Source organism: Psychrobacter sp. UBA3483 (assembly GCF_002377905.1).
GTDB lineage: Bacteria > Pseudomonadota > Gammaproteobacteria > Pseudomonadales > Moraxellaceae > Psychrobacter.
On record NZ_DFQS01000057.1, the window covers coordinates 40,540 to 58,882 of the forward strand.

The window sequence follows — 18,343 nt, forward strand, 5'->3', positions numbered from 1 at the left end:
GATCATAATCCCATGAACTTATCATCGGGTACCGTCCCTTTAACATAATATACATTATGCGAAAATAAGCCAACGGTCTTAAGAGTAAAGTACATAATATTTTTATCTAACTTTCTCTGTCATGATTGTCATTTGTTTCCAGCCAAAAAGAAATATCTACAATGTTCATCTTCGCATTTAATATTAATACCAGCACCGACTTTAAAATTTTCATTTAAAACTTCAGCGCCAGCTAACGACAATGCTCTAGCAAATACTCGCGTAAAGACTTTCCATCCTCATCTAGGATGACATCCGTCACTTGGCAAGCCACGTCATGACCAACGCTTTTACATGACAGTTCATAATACACATCATCTCCTTGTGCCAAGCTGACTTGAACCAATCCTTGCTCGGTTACTGCAAACTGCTTATCTTGCTCATAATCAGGATCTTGCGAACTCCATAAAACATCATAACCAATATGACAAGACATTTGCTCTCTAGCAAAATAATCCCGCTCAAGCTGCATGGCCGCTTTTAGCTCTGGGCTGCCATATTGGTGCAAAACCACTGGATAATCTTGACCCTGATTATCCACATCTTGTTGGTACATATCTGCGATGGTCGTGACTTTCATGGCAAACGTCGTCTGCAAGGCTTCTGTTAGATTGGCGGTCGCAGACATGGCAAAAAACCCTATGATTAACATCATGATAGAAAATATTGTTTTCTGCATGGCGCTCTCCATCGGCTACAACATATGATGTATTATATTCATAAAAAAGAATATAAACTATTGTTTTACGCTATTATTATGTCAATGAAGTTTTTCAAACAACAACCCCGTTTACACTGCAACATTATCAACTTTGGGCAGTTATGAGTACTATTGATAAATAATCGCTACTGATAAGCGAACACCGATGTAAACCAGCAATAACCTAGGTTTCAAGCCATTCTAATTTTAATAAGCTACGATAAGGATATTTTTATGATGTCATCATCTCGTTTTAATATTTTTCAGTCAGGTTTGTATAAATTAACCACTGCGGCGTGCTTTGCTTCCATACTTGTCGCGACTGGCTGCTCATCTTCCGCTGAGTCTACCGTTAAAATACCCAGCCAACAAAATGGCAACACCTCAGCACCCGTTATCTCCGATATGAGCCAGCAAACGCTTAGGCAGCAAGCTTTACGTATCCAGCGTGCACTGGCGAACAACGACTTTGCGCGCATTACCAACGACATTCATCCGACGCGCGGTGTGCGTTTTTCCATGTATGCCTATGTGCGCCCTGAGACTGATAAAGTCTTTAGCCGCGAGCAATTCGCGCAGTACTTACAACAATCCAGAATCCGCTTTACTTGGGGTGAACGTGATGGCTCTGGTGAGCCGTTAGTGATTCCGCTCCCAGAATACTTGGAAACTTGGGTCGATGGCGATACCTATAACAATGCCAGTATCAGCGTTAACGAGTTTAAGCACAGTGGTAATATGATTAATAATTTAAAAGAAATTTATCCCAATTCCGAGTTTGTTGAGTTTTATCATAAAGGCTCAGAGCAATACTCTGGTATGGATTGGCGTATCATGCGCTTAGTGTTTGATGAGTACCAAGGCAAGCGCTATTTGGTCGCTATCGTCAATGAACAATGGACGGTTTAAATAATTTTTAGCTATAAAAACAAGCGCTTACAGTCATAAAATCCAACAATAATGGGCAGTGCTATTAAATCAATACACTGCCCTTTTCATCTGTTTTCTAAGCTATTAAACGGATAATTAAGACATTAGCGACTGAAAAATCCGTAAAAAAACTTATAAACTGAGTAAACATTGATGATTTTTATAGGTCATATAGAAGGTAGTAGCAGTACCCTTATCCTCTTTACTTTCATATACTGGATAATCATACGCTTCCTCAAAAACGCCCTTATAACTATCTAGTTTATCCATGCCTTTTGTCGTTAAATCTGCTTTGTTGTTTATATTCATTAAATGATAAATGTCACTATAATCAACCCCTTTTTGTCTCATCTCCATAATATTGAAAGCAAAAGCTGACTGAGTTGAACAAAAACCTTCATTATCAGGTATATTTTTGACTTTATCGAGGGTTGAATCTATATATACTCCTAATTCTTGCAGCTCTTTAGGATATTGTGAGAGCGCATTGATAGCATAGGCCGGATGCGTTATCAGCAAAGCATAAATTAAAATTAGCAATTTTTTCATGAAATTCATATTCTTGTAAGTATGGTTTTTTTCTAATCGCTTTTACCAAGACGCCTTTCATTTATAGCGGCGTTTGGCGAAAAAACTTCACCATTATCTCGTAAATATCAGGATAAGCATCAATTAGCTTTTGCGGCGTCTCAAAAAATACTTCGCTCAGTACCGCGAAGAACTCTGCTGGATTGGTCGCGCCATAACGGTCGAGACCTGATTTATGATGGCTTTGAAAATCCTCAAAGTCTCGGCTCATAATCTTGGTCCAGTGCGCCGGATCCATATCTGGTTGCAGCGGCGGAAAGCCATTAGCACGACCATTTAGCATATCAAGCTTATGCACAAATTCATGAATGACCACGTTATGACCATCGCGCTCACCTGAGTGTTTGGCATCCTTCCACGACAGAATAACGGGGCCACGCAGCCACGCTTCACCGCTACGGTGCTGACTGCCCTCATGGACAACCCCCAACTCATCGACGGTGGTGGTTTCGCTTTTATAAGAACCTGAATAAATAATAATGGCCGACCAGCCAGCGTACCACTCAAGGCTTAGGTTTAAAATAGGCAGGCAAGCTTGTAAGGCGATAGATTGCTTGACCGCATCGGTAATCTCGAAACCCTGTGCGCCAGTAATCGACTTATCCGCCAAAAACAACGTCGCCAGCTCAAACAAGCGTGTTAGCTCATCCTCGTCTAGCCTATCAAGTATGACAATACGCTGAGCCGCTTGCAGCCAGTCAGCATGGGTAAACTCGCTGTTGTCCAATATGCGCTGCTCGCGCCAGTCTTTTATCATACTAAACATAGTGAGTTTCCTTTAATTTTGGCGTTGAATCTGCTTTTTATTATTGGCGTTATGTGTTTTTAAGGGGTTAAATGTTGTTGACAATAAACCTGTTTATCAAGACTCTAAGGACAGCATATTCATAATCAATTTAATCAAGGTTTCTTTTTGGTTGGGGTCAGACTCGGCAACCAATAACGTTAATGCGGCAAGACCTGTGTTATTGATGACCATATCACCTTTATCATTAAGCAGTCGATTATTCCGATGCAGAAAATCTACAAACAAAAAAGCGCCGCTGCGTTTATTGCCATCGGTAAAAGGATGGTTTTTGACCATAAAGTACAGTAGGTGTGCCGCCTTACTCTCGATGGTCGGGTACGCAGGCGCGCCAAACACCGTTTGCTCTAAATTACCCAGTACACTGTCCAAGCCATCACCGCGAGGCTTAGCAAATAGCTCAGTCGCCTCACCTCTATCTATCAGCTGCGCTTTCAAATCTGTCAGCGCTGCCATCGCCTCAGTCGGACTGGGTAAGATACCGCCCTCTTGCCCTACAGGATTATCAAGTAATCCTTCGTCATAGCGCTGTAACCATAAGAATGTCTGTGTGTAACGGCTGATAATCTCAACCAAGCCACGGCCTTCATCAGTTTTAAGCTCGGGACTTTGCGCGGTTTTTCGAATTAAATTTAACGCTTGTTGTAGCTCGCTTGAGTTTTTATCAAAGCGCTCTTGATTGAGCGTGTAGCCTTGAACTAAGTATTCTCGTAAGCGCTGAGTTGCCCATATACGGAACTGAGTACCTTTTTTGGAATTAACTCGATAACCCACAGAAATAATAGCATCTAGATTGTAAAAGCGAATGTTACGTCGAACCTGCCGACTCCCTTCTTGACGAACTACCGAGGAATACTCGGTAGTTGCTTCTGGGTCTAACTCACCTTCTTTATAAATATTTTTTAGATGCAACCCTATGGTATCCGAGTCTTTTTCAAACAGCGTCGCCAATTGGGATTGTGAGAGCCATAGAGTGTCGTGTTCTAAGCGTATCTCTATCTGCGCCTTTCCATCAGCGCTTTCATATATCTCTACTTTTGCCACTTCATCATTCATAACGTTAATCATCTCAGCTCTCCCCCAATCCTAATCCCAATATAAATGCTTGCGCTGTGGTTATTATTCTTAATAGGCAAATCATACAGCGACTGCATGACAGAGTACATAACAATGACTATTCTGTGCCTGTGCTTGGCGTATCTCGCGGCGTATAACCGAAATGCTGCTTATAAATGCGTGAAAAGTAACCTTGGTCACCGTAACCGACTCGATGCGCCACTTCATCGATGGTCACATAACTTTTGGTTTTTAAAATATGATTGGCCTGCTTTAAGCGCAATTCTTTTACCCATTCCGAAAAACTATAGGGCAACTCAGCAAACAGCTTATGCAAGTATCTGACCGATATATGACAAGCAGCAGCGACCATCGCTGGTGTCAAAGCAGGGTTTTCTAGGTGCAGATGGACGTAATGCTCGATGCGCTTTAGACGCACCGACTGTATGGACGAGCTGCTACTCATCATCACCTCTTTCGGGGCGCCCAATGTCAATATAATAAGATTAAGCAGCTGCTGCTCTAGGATTTTAACCTCTAAAGCCGCCAATCGATGCTGCTGAATCAGCTCTAATATCTGTCTGATTTGAAAAACCAGCAACCTGCCAGCCCCTTCATCAATAGACAGACTGCGGGCAAATTGCCGCTCTATCGTACCCATTTGCGGGCTTAATAGCGCTAATGGTACCTTAATCACATATAACGATACTTCTTGCAGGTGATAAAACTCGTAAGGTAAGTTTGATAGCTCAATAAAAAACTGACCCGGGCTTGAGGTTAATTGGCGGTTTTTTTGCGCAAAACGGACGCTACCGGTCACAGGAAAGGTGATTAAAATACTGTCATCGCTACTATTGTCCTTAACGCCGTCACTAGACTGATTGCTTACTAAGCTGCGTTTATAATGCACGGTATTGGCATGATAATGAGACACGCCGATATCCAAAAGCTTGGCGTGTTGCAAATAACCAGCAAATTGACTTGGCTGTCGAAAGTTGACATTGAGATCAAAATAGGTGTCGTTGATGGTGTGCTTCCAATCAAACGCGTCTAACGTTTGAGGAGCGCTTATAGCAGGCGTTGAAGATATTGGCGAAAATGGGGTTAATAGTGGTGATGATATTGCCGAATTTGAAATAGAACACTCCCCTACAATGTCCATGAGACTATCGCTGTTTGCTGTGCCATTTGTCTTATCTGTATCGTGACCTGCATTCATCCTTGAATACTCTATGAATAAAAAACGAGCCGTAATCGCTGTTTATACACTAAGCGCTATTTGTAAGCATTTTATTAGATGCTAAGCGGTTATTTTTATATCATAAACGTATAACTACTATCATGTCTAATACGATACCTAAAACAAACATCAGGCATTAAACGAGGGTTCAATGCCTGATGGAAAGGTTATAAAAAGCTAGAACGATAAAAAACGATAAAAACTGCAAGCTAAGCGGCTTTGGTCAGCTTATAAGTGCCCGTTTCATGCAGCTCTGCTTGCCAGCCTTTTTTAATCACAATCGTGGTAGTTGGCTCTTGAATAAGCGCAGGCCCTGCAATCAACGCCCCTGCCCCAAACTCTTCACCATTATAAATAGGCGTATCAATCCATTCGTATTCTTGATCCATGATCATCTCACGGCTGCCGACTTGAGCCTGACTGATATCACCTTGTTGCTTAGTAAGCTCTGGTAGCTTGGGCTTACTGATTTTACCGATGACAGCGACTTCGATATTGACGAGCTCCACCTTATTATCACGCTCATCATAAGTATAGAGCTCTTTATGACGATGGTGGAAGGCTTCCAAAATCGTTTGCACGCTATCGGCATCAAGCTTGCCATTGGGTATCAGTACATTACACTCATGCACCTGCCCGACGTAGCGCATCTCCATGGTACGCTCGATGATAATGTCGTCTTCTGCAAAGCCATCTTCTAACAGCTTTTGCACTCCTAGGCTTTCTAGCTCATGTAAGGTGGCATTGAGCGACTGTAGCTCTGAATCTGGCGCAATAAGCATCATTTGCGTGGCCAAATAGTTATATTTAATATCAGAGATGATTTGACCAAAGGCGCAGAGACAAGAGGCAATCTTTGGTATCAAGATAGTGCCAATACCCATCTCTTCTGCCAAATCAACAATATGCATGCCAGCAGCACCGCCGGCACAGATTAATGCAAAGTCGCGAGGGTCATAGCCTTTTTCAATGGTAATACGGCGAATGCCATTTGCCATATTCTGGTTAACGATGGCACTGATACCAAAGGCTGCATGTGCCAAGTCAATCTTTAGTGGATCAGCGATATGTTTTTGTACCGCTTGCTGAGCTTTGTCTTTATCCAAAGTCACGCAGCCACCTAGCACGGCATCGGGCTCTAAGTAGCCTAACACCAGATTGGCATCGGTAACCGTTGGCAACTCACCGCCTTTACCATAAGAGGCAGGCCCCGGAGTCGCGCCAGCACTTTGTGGACCAACCTCCAACATACCAAAGTTATTCACATGACCAATAGAGCCGCCGCCTGCGCCCAGCGTTTCGACATGAATCATCGGCACGCCAATACGATTGCGTAAGAAATCAATATCACGGTTTAGGCTGGTTCGGCCAGATTTGGCCATAGTGATGTCAAAAGACGTACCGCCCATGTCGACGGTGATAATGTTATCAATGCCAAAGGCGCTGGCAATATACAGTCCTGCTTGCGGTGCTGATGCGGGTCCTGAGTTGATGGCATTAACTGCGCGTTCGCGCATGATGTTACCGACGGCAAGTCCACCATTCGACTGAAAGTAACGAACAGGCTGCTCAGCGCCGAGCGCTTTAAAGTAATCATCAATCTTATGTACATAAGACGCCATAACCGGACTTAAATAGGCATTCACCAATGTCGTTGAGGTACGTGTATACTCTTTAATCTGCGGATATACTTCACTACCGCAGCAGACAAACACCCCCGGCATGTGCTGCTCAATGAGCGCTTTGGCACGCTGTTCGTGCTGGGTATTGCGAATAGACCACACAAAAGAGATAGCAACCGCTTGCACGTCTTGCTGTTTTAACACTTTAATCGCATCGAGGATATCTTGCTCATTTAGCAGCTCGTGTTCGCTGCCGTCTGCTAAGATACGCCCACGGATGGGAAAGCGGCGCTCACGAGTAGCAATCTGCGGCGCTGGCGGGTAACTGGCATCATAGCGGTGCCCTTCTTCTTTGTGCCCTAAGCGTATCTCGATACTGTCTTCATGCCCTTTGGTACATAGCAAGCCCACTTTCACGCCCGTCATTTGAATCAGTGCGTTCAGTGCAACCGTCGTACCATTTATGCACAAATCGCAGGCTTGAATGATGTCTTCGATAGGACGGTTAAATTTATTGGCAATTTGCTGTAAACCATTGGCAATGGCTAAGGTGCCATCCTCTGGGGTCGATGGTGCTTTAAACAAATGAATATCACCGGTTTTTTCTGCTAAGACAAAATCTGTAAAAGTCCCGCCAGCATCAACGCCAATACGAAAATCGTTGTTCATAAGTCATCCTTAACTCAATCGTGAAATATTAATGGGTATTTTATGCGGTTAGCTGGCGGCGTAAGTACTCAGTCTCAGTCTCATTGAGCGTCAGAGTCTCTGGGTCAATCACCACACCGTATTCAATCTTTGCCGCAGCAATTGAGATAATCCTTTCTTGTACATCCTTGATGACCGCTTGAATATCGCGATCAAATGAGCTGCCAAGCCATACTTATGAATTAAGATGGGATACTGATATTCCAATAGCTCAATATCTCCCGAGCTTAGCGCCCCAAAGCAGCTCAATGGTCCACAAGCATGCCAGCCATCCATTTGTTGTGTGGCGCCTGCGCCTGAAATAATAGACGCCAAAATCATGGTGACGTATTGCTCGCCAGTCTTTGGATCTATACCAGCAATATTAATCCCTGATGAATGTCCCCAAGACGCGGTAACACGCTCAGGTGCTGCCGCTTCAAATGCCATACGTACCGCATCGGTCAAGGTTTCCATCGGCGTGGTCGTACAGTTAACATGCGGCGCCGGTTCTTTGGCATTACATAAGGTGCCATGCTCGCCCAAATCAACAGTCACACAGCGGTATAAGCCTTCGTTATACGGCGGCTCTACTTGAGCAAACATCATCAGACCAAGTAATACCCCTGACATCGAGTTACCGGCATAAGAGTTGATAAAGTAAGGGACTTGCGGTGGACTGGTGATTTTAATATGCACGTCGCTGTCTTTGATGACAATGTCGGCGCTAATGGTCATATCACCCAAGCCATGACCTGAGTCTTCTAACACCGCCTCGCCATGATAATCGCCATCTGGAATAGAGGAGATTAATGAGCGCATATGGGTGTCAGCCATGCTCTTTAGCTCTTCAATCGCGCCACGTACCGTCTCAATGCCATATTTTTCTAACAGCGCAATCATGTTGCGCTCACCGACGGCACACGCCCCATATTGAGCATTAAGATCGCCTTCTTGATTACGGCGTGAGCGCATATTACTGTGTATGAGGTTAATCACGTCATGGCGTTTGACGCCTTTTTCCCAAATCTTAATGGGCGGAATGCGTAACCCTTCGGCATATATCTCTTTAGCATCAGGATTATAGCCGGCGGGTACAGGGCCTCCGATATCAGTGACATGACCTTTACAGACCGTCCAAAAGACCAGCTCGCCTTTATAAAATACCGGCTTATACATACAGCAATCTAGGATATGGCTGCCCATCATCACAGGGTCGTTATGATAAATCACATCGCCTTCATGAATGTCGTCACCATAATATTCGGCAACGGCTTTCATGGCAGGCATCAGTGAGCCTAAATGAATGGGAATATCTTGCCCTTGCAAAATCATCTCAGGCAAATGATCAAACAGCGCATTGCTATAGTCATGGGCTAAGTTAAAGACACTCGAACGGGCGGTTTTTTCTAAGGTGGTTGTCATCTCACGCTGCGCCGTTTCTAGGGCACCACGTACGACAGACAAGGTAATAGGATCTATAGAGGGGTGAGCGTTGCTCATAAAAGACTCCTTGTCGAGAAATTTGGGTCAGAATAAGCGCATTTATATAGGCTAAATAAAAGAATATTCCGGTCTATACGACCATTTATCCTTACCCTTTAGCGTGCGCTTTATCTGGCTTATCATCTATCCTAATGATCAAGCTTTTTCACTATAGCTAGGTTTTGGTCAAATAGATGGACTGTGCGTGCAGAGTTTTTGACTGTGAGTGTACAGCTGTAGCTATAAAAAGTTTGTTTATCTCCTATTAAGCAAACAAAGCTATTGCCAATGAATCTATATATAGGGTAAATTTCAACTCCTACTACCAACAAAATTTGATTAAATATACCAAGAACCACTATGAACGCCAAATCACTTGCAACTAAGGTACGTCAATTAAGCTTAGCTATCTCGTTAGCGTTAGCATCACTTACCATCGTTTCGATAACAACGACACAAAGCGCCCACGCCGACACTTGTAGTTGTGATCAAGGTAAATTGTATTCCATTGAAATTGATGAGCTAAACAACGCCCACCCTCATAAGCTAACATTAACAGCCAACAATGCTTATTATCAGCTTATCGATGATAAAGGTGCTGTCGTTCAAGACAAGTTATATGACATCAAAGCCTATGAAGATGGGCGTATTGTCGCCAAACGTCATGGCTACTTTGGCGCTATTGATGCAACTGGAAAAATGGTTTTAGACTTCAAATATGGTGCTATTGAGGTTTTAGACAATAATTTTTATCATCTAACCAAGTATTTTGGTAGTAAAGAAGCCACCGCAATAGCCAATGGCGCAGGTGATTGGCTTTATCCTGCCAGCAAAGTATTCGATAAAGATATCCAAACTAATTATCTGTATGCGGATAAAACTAATAACGTTACCTACTTTATGATTTCAAAAGATGGTAAATACGGTTTAATCAATGATAAAAAACAGACTTTGATTACCCCTGTGTATGACCAGTTAGAGTTGCTAGACACCTGCCCTAATGAACGTCTGTTTATGAAGGCAAAATTAGGGGACAAAGTTGGTTTAATCGATCAGTATCAAAAAGTCGTCGTACCCTTTACCAAAAATATAGATATCGAAAACTTTAATGAAGATAAGCAGATATTCAGTGTTAAGTCCTACGTTCCTAAAGGCACTGGCAATATTGGTCATTTGAATAGAGAGACCGTTATTTCCGAAAACCTAATAAACGGTAAAGGTGTACCGCTAATAAAATCTGACGCCAGTATTAGACTGCTAAACAGCCATTTATATGAGTATAAAAAATCTGGTCAGTACGGCATCATTAATAATAGTGGGGCCATCGTACTACCAGCGAGCTTTGACTATTTATACAGTCAGTATAGCCAATATAACGCTCCTATCTTGGCCGCCTACAATCAAAAAATAGGTATTGTTACTAAGGGCGCTGATAGCAAACTTAAGGTCAGTGAATTCTATGATGGCCTTGAGCTAAATGAAGACAGTACTTACACTTTGCATGAAATAGAGAGTCAATTATTAAAAAATGAGGAGGACGCCAGTACTGAAGAGGAAGTCATTTATGAGGCTACAAGCGCTGAAGAAGCTACTGAAGAAGCGGATAATACGCTTGGAGCAACCCTATACAACCCATCTAATAGCTCATATATTGCTCAAATAAATCATAAGTTTGGTTTGGTTGATAGCAACAACAAGGTATTGATACCCATCATTTACGATGAACTCAGCTATTTCAATAGGTTTATAAAGGTAAAAAAAGACAATAAGTATGGCTTACTGACAGATAATAATGAGACAGTAAAAGCACTTATTTATGATGATATTACCCCACTTAGCGACTCACATGGAACCGAGGATAATATCGGTATTGTCTTTACCAAAGGCAATCAGCAACAACTCACTAATGAATTTGGCAGTATCATAACGCCATTTTCTGACTATCGATTTGTGGATAATAAACTTGATTACTTAGACAATATGAGTGTGATTGAAAAAGACGGCAAATACGGCTTATTCAGCGTCAAAGAAAAGAAGGTACTTATTCAGCCTATATATGAGGATATGTATGAGCGTATCTATAACGACAGCATCCTTGCCCAATTAAATGGCAAAAAAGTATTAATAGATACGTCAGGCAAAGTACTGGTTAGTGATTTGTCACAATATGCTGCAATTGAGCGATCAAATAATGAAAACAATATCATCGTAAAAACAAACGACGATAAATACGGGGTGATTGACTACAAGGGTAAAACCATCATACCGGCCGTTTATGATTCTTTAGAACTACAAGGGCTATCAAATAACTATGAGGCTGTATGGGGTGAGAACAAAGCCCCTCTACTGCTATACATCGTAGGAAAAAATGGCAAACACGGTATTTTTTCTCATAACGGCAGCGTTGTAGCACCAATAGCATATGATTATATACAATCTCTTATTTACCCCGCTTATTTAGCAGTCGTTAAAGATAAAAGCGCTGACAGCGAGACCGTTGGTGAAGCCAATAATTTAGGTTTAATGAATTTATCAGGTAAAGTGGTACTTGATATGAAATACTATGATGTTAGAACGAATCTTTATGATCCTGAAGGCAGGCTGTATGCCATCAACAGCCATAAAAACATAGTGGAAACTTACGATAAGAAGCTGAACTTCATTAAAACCCAAAGTTTGCAGGCGTTTATAGATACCAATGAATGGTATAAAGAATAAAAAATGCAACAAGGCGCTCATCATTGAACGCCTTGTTTATTATTACTCATACAGCTAAATTTTACCCCACCACCAACCGCATCATCTGCGTACTGATATAACCGCCAAAAGTACCCACTGCATAGCCTAAAATACCCAAGAATACGCCAACTGGCGCCAGTGATGGGTGAAATGCCGTGGCGACAATCGGTGCTGATGACGCGCCGCCGGTATTGGCATTAGAACCAACTGCCAAAAAGAAAAACGGCGCACGAATCATCCTAGCAACCGCAAAAACAATCACCACGTGAATACTCATCCATAGTAGACCAATGAGCAGTAAGCGCCACTGCGAGACAATGCCCGCTAGATTGATTTGCATACCAATAGCGGCAATCAGTACAAAGATAAAGACCGTCCCGATTTTGGAGGCGCCCACATGGTCAAGACGGCGTATTTTAGTAAAAGAGAACACCACCCCTATTAAAGTAATAATCACCACCATCCAAAAGAATGAGCTGGCAAAGCTATATTGTACTGCCCAGCTGTAAGGCGCAAAGAAGCCTGCTATTTGCCCGCCTACGAAATGCGCTACCCCGACCATGGCAAAACATAAGCCAAACATCACCATCAAATCATTGATAGTGGCAGGACGCGCATGGTCACGCTCATAGCTTTCCACCGCGGCAATCACTTTATCAATACTACTGCTATCCGCCCGTAAAAACTTATCTATCTTCGCGCTGTGTTTGGCCATGACCAAAATCGCCAATAGCCATAATGAAGCATTGGTGGTATCGACCAAAATCATCATGCCAAATAAATCATCACTGACGCCGAACAGCTCTTTCATCGCCGCTTGGTTTGCCGCCCCGCCAATCCAGCTACCCGCGACCGCTGAAAACCCACGCCATAAGGTATCGTCGGTAAACATCTCAGGCGAAATCCATTTGGCAATACCTAAACTAATCGGCCCACTAATAACAATGGCAACACTGGCCGCAAAAAACATGGCAATCGCTTTCCAGCCTAAACCTAAGATTTTTGGCACATCCATCGACAACGTCATCAGTAGCAAACTGGCTGGCAACAGATAAGTGGCGGTAAAGCCATAAATCTGTGAACCAATACCATCGGCAAAGACACCCAAGCTGTTTAGGGTGGCGGGAATAAAGCAGCACAGCACAATACCCGGCAGTACGGCATAAAAGCGGCGCCAAAACTTACCAGGCAGCCCTTGGGTATAAAACACCAAACCAATAATGGCCATAATAATGCCAAAGGCTAATGGCAAATTATCAATGGCTAAATGAGAAATATCGGGCATCAGATGGCTCCGCAGCACACGATGAATAAAAGCCTGTCAGTATAGACAAGGCGAAAAAGACGCGCAAGCAACGATATAGCATTGTTGATTTTTTATTATTGAAATAAATAAGCCTTACTATAAAACCATATGCCACAAAAAAGCCAGATAACAGGTATCTGGCTTTTTAATATGACGCTATATGTTATATGGCCAATAATGGCATTTATTTAAGCCATTATTAACCGTTGATTATAACGTTATTACGAGTTTCTACCACGGTTGCCGCCTGTTGGACGACCTTGGCCACGGCTATCAGAGCGATTCGCTGGGCGACCTTGGCTGCCACTTGGACGACCGCGACCGGTTGCAGCGCGATCGCCACGTGGTGCGCTGGTGCCGTCACCACGGCTAGGAGCGCCTGTGCGTTTGCCTTGATATGGTTTGCCACCTGAGCGCTCACTTGGCTTGCCTTGGTAACCACTGTCATTACTGGCACGTTGACCAATCGGCGCGCTGTCGCTTGAACGACCACGGCTTTGACCATTACCGCCGCCGTTTGAGCGACCTGCATAACCGCCAGCTGAACGACCACGGCCTTGACCGTTACCGCCGCCACTTGAACGTCCGCGACCACGGCCACGACCATTACCTTTGTTTTCGCTCGGTACATAAGTCTTCTTAGGCTCCATGCCTTCGATGACACAGACTTCCATTTTGCGATCTAAGTAACGGTTAATAGCGTTTAGCTGTGGACGATCATCCATGCTACATAGGCTGATAGCAATACCAGTACGACCAGCACGGCCACAACGACCGATACGGTGCACATAATCTTCAGTTTGACGTGGCAAGTCATAGTTAATGACGTGTGAAATCGCTGGAACGTCGAGACCGCGAGCAGCAACGTCAGTCGCTACTAAGATTTTGCATTTGCCATTACGTAAGTCTTGTACGATACGGTTACGCTTGCTTTGCGGTAAATCGCCATGTAAGAAACTGGCTTTATGACCCGCTTCTTGCAGCTGTTTGGCCAATTTTTCCGTACTACGTTTGGTTGCTGCAAAGATGATGATTTGTTCCATATCTTTGTCACAAACGATTTTATCAAGCAAACGGTTTTTGTGATCAAAATCATCACAGTAATATACTTTTTCTTCGATGTGAGCCGATTCAACTTTGATTGAAACGCGCTCAGGATTTTTGGTGAAGCTGGCAGCAATCTTGCCGACAGGACCATCCCAAGTCGCTGAACACATAATCGTTTGACGGTTATCAGGCGCCGCTTTCAAGATATCGTTGATATCATCGGCAAAACCCATGTCTAGCATACGGTCAGCTTCGTCAAGTACCAATACTTCAAGATTTGATAAATCAACGCGACCTGCTTTGATATGGTCAAGTAAACGACCAGGCGTCGCAACAATCACTTGAACGCCCTTTTTCAAAGCAGTAATCTGACCGTTATAAGGTGCGCCGCCGACTAATGGCACACAGAACAAACCGCGCATATCTTTCGAATAGGTGCGCACACTGTCATGTACTTGCTGAGCAAGTTCACGCGTTGGCGTTAAGATAAGGGCTTTGGTTAATTTGTCAAAGCTAGTGGCACGGCTTAAACGATCAAGTACTGGGATAACGAATGCCGCTGTTTTACCACTACCGGTTTGTGCTGACAATAATAAGTCGCGACCCGCTAGAGCAAAAGGAATGGCTTGTTCTTGAATAGGTGTTGGATGGGTATAACCACTACGATCAAGCGCGGTCAAAATTGGCTTGGCGATATTAAGATCGCTAAAAGTGATTTTGTTTTCTTCAGCAGCGTCAGTAGTAGCCGCTTGATTATTAGTATCGGTATTTGCAGTTGTGTTTGGGGTATCAGTGCTGTCGATGATGCCGTTTTCAGCGGCGATAGCAGATAAGATGTCAGTCATAGTAATCCTTGGTAAGTATAAGCTGCTGTAAATTCAGCAAGCTTGATGCATACCACTGATAACCGTTCACCACGCTGCATTTATAAAATAATTATCTCACCTTAAAAAGGCTTAACAATCAAAAGCCAAGCTGATAGAGCTTGTCAATATTATAAAGGCGTTCGTGCTGTCTGACGTATTTTGGTGGTAGTGCCGAGTGTCTCATCCTTGTTTGCTAAAAGCGCATTATCTATGCTTTGTCCAAAGCAGATAAAGGCTGACAACAACCAATCTAACCGATATAGGGGTCAGTAGATAAGATATGAGTCAAAAATAACGTGTTTTTCACTATGTATATGAAGGGTTATTTAAGTACACAAAATCATCGGCAACAATTACTTATGGTCATCCTAGACCCAAAATCGCAGGCGATGTTATCAATCTCATAATTCACGCTAGTCTATGCTAACGTGGCGACGCATTATAGCACAACAAAACGCTAAGCTGTAGCTATTTTTCTGTTTATTAGTAAAAGATTCAGTATAAGCACAAATACATACTTAAAAACTGATATTAAACCAAGCCTTTAAGTAAGCTAAAGCTCTAAAAAAATTTAATGATTAGCGCGACACTTTTACTTCCGTCACATAGGTTGGCAATTGCCAAGCACCGCCCGCCTCTATCAGTCGGCACATACCTGTGGTGCTTTCATGGCTTTTCTCAAATGCTCTGCCTGTCCAGACCCACTCACTTTTAGATAAGCAGTCACCTAGCCCGCGGCCTTTTTGTACTGAGGTTAGTTTGCCATTGCTATAATCGGTGGCACTGGTGGTCACCAAGCTCGGTTTATACGGCTTAGTGTCATTGAGTACCCAAACGCCTGTACCCATATTATAAGCGCCCGTCCAGCAATCATGCTCCGCGAGGAGCTGCTTGTTATTTAGACGGCTGACGCGCCACGGTGATTTATCCGCCAAGTTTGGACATTCAGTGCTTACATCCTTCATAGTGGGTTTCATCATTTCTGCCAACTGCGACGAGCGCATGGCAAATTTTTTCTTGCTACTAGAGATGGCGTTGGGATTAGGAGTGACCAGTCGCAGTGAAGGAGCTGCTTGCGGGGTCAAGACACTGCTATTGGATTTACTGGCGTTATTGCTGATAAAGGCGCTTGCTGTCCCTACTCGGCCTTGAGCCTCGTCGGCTTTGAGCATAACGGCACTCGCCCCTTTATCCGATAACTGCCAGCGCGTGTTGCGAATCACCAGCTCAATCTTGCTCGATTTGGTTAATGCGTCAAGTAGCGCGCTCACTTGTGCCGAGGTCAGCTCGGCATGACCTGCGGCTACCGAGTAAGGTTTAGTTTCCCCATAATCTCTATCGTTAATAAATAAAGAGATACGATGACGATTACCGAGCTGCATCAACGCCTTAGCAGAGCTTTCTTTAGCGCCACCAAGTTTGACCTTGCCCTCGACTATGGCATTGGCACCTGCACGGCGTATTAACAAGACAGAGACAGGTAAATCGCTGTTGTTTTCTGCTTGGTAACCTGCCAGCCGGCAAGTACGAGTATTATCGCATGCGACTTCCCAATCTTGATTGTCAAAGCTCACAGGCGTGGCAGCCTGCGTCACTGAACTCAATAAAGCGGCGCTAATGGCAGCAAATAGCGGTAATATCATTTTTTTTGTCATGAATAAGGGCAACTTCTTTATTTTTATCGGAATGTTTTTTCTATAAGCGTTGTTTTTGCTCTGAGCGTTGGCTGTTAGAAGACTACATGCGCTTTGGCGTTGGCAAGCAGCCTGTGAGGACACAAAGGCCGCCTCGTTCAATAAAGGTCGCGATATAAGCTTGTTCTTATTATTCTTCTTCATAGTCATTACTCATTAATAGAAGAAATATCAACACCTACCCAAGAAGGCGGTGGCTGCTATCTTAACGTACTAATGTTTCTATCTGTTATACTAATGTACCATTATGTAAAGACGAAAGTATAGTCAAAAAGCGATATATCGATAGATATATTTGGAATAACGAATATTATAAAAGTAAAAGGTTAACAAGCAATGGCTTATTAACCTTTTTATGAAAACTTATGTTTTGCTACGACTATTTAAATATAAACTGATAAAGTTAAACCTTTAAACAATAGGCTTTAATTCTAACTCTACGGCGCGTTTTACCGCTGGACGGTCGGCGATTTTTTGTGCCCAACGTTTGACGTTTTTGTAATCATCTACTTGTAAAAATTCTGCCGCATCATAAAGCTTGCCCAGCACCAGCTGACCGTACCACGCCCAGATAATCATATCAGCGATATTATAGTCCGCCTCATCATTACCGCACATATACTCGTGGTCTTTGAGGTGCTTATCTAGTACATCAAGCTGGCGTTTGGTCTCCATCGTATAGCGATTGATAGGATACTCTAGCGGTTCGGGCGCATAGGCGTAGAAATGCCCAAAACCGCCACCTAAAAACGGCGCACTACCCATCTGCCACATCAGCCAAGACAGACAATCTGCGCGCGCTTTATTTTGCGAGCCATTAGCAGACGGTACAAACTTGCCAAATTTCTCGGCTAAATATAATAAGATAGCACCCGACTCAAAAAGCGCGATAGGCTTGCCTGCATCCTTATCATCTAGAGTGTCAGAATAATCAACCAGTGCAGGGATTTTTGAGTTGGGGTCAATCGCGACAAACCCTGAGCCAAACTGATCGCCCGCAGAGATGTCAATTTGATAGGCGTCATACTCAGCGCCTTTAATATTGAGCTCAGCCAGCTCTTCTAACAGGATATTTACTTTGACGCCATTCGGGGTATTTAGTGAATACAGTTGTAAAGGTGCCTCGCCAACGGGCAGTTTTTGCTCATGGCGCGCGCCAGCCGTTGGGCGATTGATACTGGCGAACTTACCACCATTTTCGGTGTCATTTTTCCATATCTTAGGTGGCGTATAGGCATTGGTATGGTTGTTTTGAATGTCGTTTTGGATATTGCTTGATTGGTTATTATCACTACTCATAATACTTCCTATTTTTATTGTTCTATAAAAGAGAGCCAGTAGAATTGATATGATTTTTGCAGCATCTATCGCCGTAAGCATAGCCAGCCAAGAAAATTTGCAGCAGCCCCGCCTCATCATATATGACAATTCTACTATAGCAAATCTTCAGTTAAAGCCCTGTCTTGTAACCTATTTTTAAAAGTAACGAGCAGGAATAGCAAAGCGTTTGAGGGCAAACTTCTAATAACTGCGTGCATA

General features: G+C 43.3%; 13 protein-coding genes. 2 read left to right on the forward strand and 11 right to left on the reverse strand.

Annotated features, from left to right (window positions below):
• Positions 1-232: 232 nt before the first annotated feature.
• The gene (locus B2866_RS10675) at positions 233-718 is read right to left on the reverse strand and encodes a hypothetical protein (RefSeq protein ID WP_296193938.1); all 486 of its coding nucleotides are present in this window, start codon (positions 716-718) and stop codon (positions 233-235) included.
• A 255-nt stretch (positions 719-973) separates the two neighbouring features.
• Between B2866_RS10675 and B2866_RS10680 the strand changes: the two genes are divergently transcribed.
• A complete protein-coding gene (locus B2866_RS10680) occupies positions 974-1,648 on the forward strand; it encodes a hypothetical protein (protein WP_296193941.1) in 675 nt (224 codons plus the stop codon).
• A gap of 153 nt (positions 1,649-1,801) precedes the next feature.
• Here the strand turns inward: B2866_RS10680 and B2866_RS10685 are convergent, their stop codons facing one another.
• The 6 genes from B2866_RS10685 to B2866_RS10710 all read right to left on the reverse strand — a co-directional run bounded on the left by B2866_RS10685 (position 1,802) and on the right by B2866_RS10710 (position 9,170).
• The gene (locus B2866_RS10685; RefSeq protein ID WP_296193943.1) at positions 1,802-2,218 is read right to left on the reverse strand and encodes a hypothetical protein; all 417 of its coding nucleotides are present in this window, start codon (positions 2,216-2,218) and stop codon (positions 1,802-1,804) included.
• Between the two features lie 61 nt (positions 2,219-2,279).
• On the reverse strand, positions 2,280-3,023 hold the full coding sequence (locus B2866_RS10690) for a zinc-dependent peptidase (protein ID WP_296193946.1): 744 nt from the start codon (positions 3,021-3,023) through the stop codon (positions 2,280-2,282).
• Between the two features lie 96 nt (positions 3,024-3,119).
• Entirely contained in the window at positions 3,120-4,130 is a 1,011-nt protein-coding gene (gene rhuM, locus B2866_RS10695) for a RhuM family protein (protein ID WP_296193950.1), read from the reverse strand.
• A 106-nt stretch (positions 4,131-4,236) separates the two neighbouring features.
• Positions 4,237-5,337, reverse strand: coding sequence for an AraC family transcriptional regulator (locus B2866_RS10700; protein WP_296193953.1), 1,101 nt, complete (start codon positions 5,335-5,337; stop codon positions 4,237-4,239).
• A 230-nt stretch (positions 5,338-5,567) separates the two neighbouring features.
• Positions 5,568-7,649: a hydantoinase/oxoprolinase family protein gene (locus B2866_RS10705; RefSeq protein WP_296193955.1), complete on the reverse strand. Its 2,082-nt coding sequence runs from the start codon at positions 7,647-7,649 to the stop codon at positions 5,568-5,570.
• 108 nt (positions 7,650-7,757) lie between these two features.
• Positions 7,758-9,170, reverse strand: coding sequence for a hydantoinase B/oxoprolinase family protein (locus tag B2866_RS10710; protein WP_296193957.1), 1,413 nt, complete (start codon positions 9,168-9,170; stop codon positions 7,758-7,760).
• Positions 9,171-9,512: 342 nt separating this feature from the next.
• On the opposite strand from B2866_RS10710, the gene B2866_RS10715 reads away from it, so the two are divergent.
• A complete protein-coding gene (locus tag B2866_RS10715; protein WP_296193961.1) occupies positions 9,513-11,870 on the forward strand; it encodes a WG repeat-containing protein in 2,358 nt (785 codons plus the stop codon).
• 61 nt (positions 11,871-11,931) lie between these two features.
• On the opposite strand, the gene B2866_RS10720 is transcribed toward B2866_RS10715, so the two are convergent.
• From B2866_RS10720 to yghU, 4 genes are all read right to left on the reverse strand, one after another.
• On the reverse strand, positions 11,932-13,176 hold the full coding sequence (locus B2866_RS10720) for a DUF819 domain-containing protein (RefSeq protein ID WP_102076430.1): 1,245 nt from the start codon (positions 13,174-13,176) through the stop codon (positions 11,932-11,934).
• Between the two features lie 242 nt (positions 13,177-13,418).
• A complete protein-coding gene (locus B2866_RS10725) occupies positions 13,419-15,089 on the reverse strand; it encodes a DEAD/DEAH box helicase (RefSeq protein ID WP_296193965.1) in 1,671 nt (556 codons plus the stop codon).
• A gap of 599 nt (positions 15,090-15,688) precedes the next feature.
• Positions 15,689-16,765 (reverse strand): DUF1176 domain-containing protein, encoded by a 1,077-nt coding sequence (locus B2866_RS10730; RefSeq protein ID WP_296193966.1) that lies wholly within the window; start codon positions 16,763-16,765, stop codon positions 15,689-15,691.
• Positions 16,766-17,215: 450 nt separating this feature from the next.
• Positions 17,216-18,103, reverse strand: a complete 888-nt coding sequence (yghU, locus tag B2866_RS10735) for a glutathione-dependent disulfide-bond oxidoreductase (protein WP_296193968.1) — start codon at positions 18,101-18,103, stop codon at positions 17,216-17,218.
• Positions 18,104-18,343 lie beyond the last annotated feature (240 nt).

Bases quoted from the DNA above. Each gene is read 5' to 3' on its own strand.
- B2866_RS10675 (WP_296193938.1), bottom strand. From the start codon at position 718: ATGCAGAAAACAATATTTTCTATCATGATGTTAATCATAGGGTTTTTT.
- B2866_RS10680 (WP_296193941.1), top strand. From the start codon at position 974: ATGATGTCATCATCTCGTTTTAATATTTTTCAGTCAGGTTTGTATAAA.
- B2866_RS10685 (WP_296193943.1), bottom strand. From the start codon at position 2,218: ATGAAAAAATTGCTAATTTTAATTTATGCTTTGCTGATAACGCATCCG.
- B2866_RS10690 (WP_296193946.1), bottom strand. From the start codon at position 3,023: ATGTTTAGTATGATAAAAGACTGGCGCGAGCAGCGCATATTGGACAAC.
- rhuM (WP_296193950.1), bottom strand. From the start codon at position 4,130: ATGATTAACGTTATGAATGATGAAGTGGCAAAAGTAGAGATATATGAA.
- B2866_RS10700 (WP_296193953.1), bottom strand. From the start codon at position 5,337: ATGAATGCAGGTCACGATACAGATAAGACAAATGGCACAGCAAACAGC.
- B2866_RS10705 (WP_296193955.1), bottom strand. From the start codon at position 7,649: ATGAACAACGATTTTCGTATTGGCGTTGATGCTGGCGGGACTTTTACA.
- B2866_RS10710 (WP_296193957.1), bottom strand. From the start codon at position 9,170: ATGAGCAACGCTCACCCCTCTATAGATCCTATTACCTTGTCTGTCGTA.
- B2866_RS10715 (WP_296193961.1), top strand. From the start codon at position 9,513: ATGAACGCCAAATCACTTGCAACTAAGGTACGTCAATTAAGCTTAGCT.
- B2866_RS10720 (WP_102076430.1), bottom strand. From the start codon at position 13,176: ATGCCCGATATTTCTCATTTAGCCATTGATAATTTGCCATTAGCCTTT.
- B2866_RS10725 (WP_296193965.1), bottom strand. From the start codon at position 15,089: ATGACTGACATCTTATCTGCTATCGCCGCTGAAAACGGCATCATCGAC.
- B2866_RS10730 (WP_296193966.1), bottom strand. From the start codon at position 16,765: ATGACAAAAAAAATGATATTACCGCTATTTGCTGCCATTAGCGCCGCT.
- yghU (WP_296193968.1), bottom strand. From the start codon at position 18,103: ATGAGTAGTGATAATAACCAATCAAGCAATATCCAAAACGACATTCAA.